The organism is Burkholderia sp. WTPI3 (assembly GCF_021483755.1).
GTDB lineage: Bacteria > Pseudomonadota > Gammaproteobacteria > Burkholderiales > Burkholderiaceae > Burkholderia.
This window is the reverse complement of the sequence record NZ_JAGIXF010000217.1, coordinates 1-1,244: the sequence shown is the minus strand read 5'-3', so window position 1 is coordinate 1,244 and position 1,244 is coordinate 1. Positions and strand designations below refer to the sequence as shown.

1 protein-coding gene is annotated in these 1,244 nt (G+C 63.7%); it reads right to left on the bottom strand.

Going from position 1 to position 1,244, the window contains the following annotated elements; genetic code table 11:
* Window positions 1-22: 22 nt before the first annotated feature.
* Window positions 23-1,228, bottom strand: coding sequence for an IS110 family transposase (locus tag J7024_RS36960; RefSeq protein ID WP_012213101.1), 1,206 nt, complete (start codon window positions 1,226-1,228; stop codon window positions 23-25).
* Between the last annotated feature and the right edge of the window lie 16 nt (window positions 1,229-1,244).

Genomic DNA, 1,244 nt, shown 5'->3' with positions numbered 1-1,244 from the left:
GGGGGTGCCCCTATGTGTTTCGTCAAGCGCTAGGGGCCGACTTGAGTTGGTAAATGGTGCCATCACGAAGCATGGCGAACAGGACGTCGCAGCGTCGCCGTGCGAGCGCGATGAGCGCTTGGTTGTGGCGTTTGCCCTGCTGGATCTTGCGGGAGTAGTAAGCCCGCGAGACGGGGTCTCGCAAGGCCGCGAAGGCGGAGAGGAACAAGGCGCGCTTGAGTACCTTGTTGCCCCGTCTGGATGGGTGCTCGCCACGGATCGACGAGCCTGAGCGCCGGGTGACCGGTGCAAGGCCAGCGTAGGCTGCCAGATGAGCGGCCGAAGCGAAGGATTTATGGGCGACTTCGGTCAGGAGTCTGGCGGCGGTCCTGACGCCGACTCCCGGCATGCTGGTCAGGACCGGCCAAAGAGGGTGAGCAAGCACCAGCCGCTCAACTTCAGCGGCGATTTCGTCACGCTGCTTGCGCAAGGCGGCGAGTTGCTGGGCCAAGCGAGGCATGACGATGGTGGCGGCCTGCGTGCCGGGCACGGTCACGGCTTGTTCGCTCAGTGCCTGAACGATTTCGGCCGCTAAGCCTTTGCCCATGCGCGGAGCGAGCTTGGTCAGGCGATTGGCGAGCGTCTTCTCGCTGGTGCCGGCAAGCGCGGCGGGCGACGGATAGCGCTCAAGCAGATCGAGTACCGCTGGATGGTCAAGGCGCGGTCCGAGGACACGCTCGAGCGCCGGATGGATCTGGGTAAGCAGCCCGCGAATGCGGTTGCTGGTTTGCGTGACCTGAGCGGCGAGGTCGTCATCGAAGCCGCAGAGCATGGTAAGTTCAGCGAGTTGCTCGTCGGCCAGTCGAAGCGAGCGCAGCGTATGCGGCATCGAGCGAGCGGCTTCGGCAATGATCGCGGCGTCGCGGGCATCGGTCTTGGCTTCTCCGGCGTGCAAATCAGCGATGCGGCGCATGGCCAGTCCGGGCAGATAGGCGACGAGTACGCCTTCAGCGCGGGCGACGGCTACAGGAAGCGCGCCGATGGTGGAAGGCTGATCGACGACGAACAGCAGTCGACCGTGAGTCTTGAGTTCGGCGATGAGGGCGCGCAGTTTGGCCTCGTCGTTGGGTAGAGCCTTGTTGTACAAGCGCTTACCGTTCCGATCGAGTGCCACGGCGTGATGGTGGCCCTTACCGACATCGACGCCGACAAAGACATCGACGGCGTCACGTTGTTGAGTGTCTTGCATCGAAGTTTATGCAGAG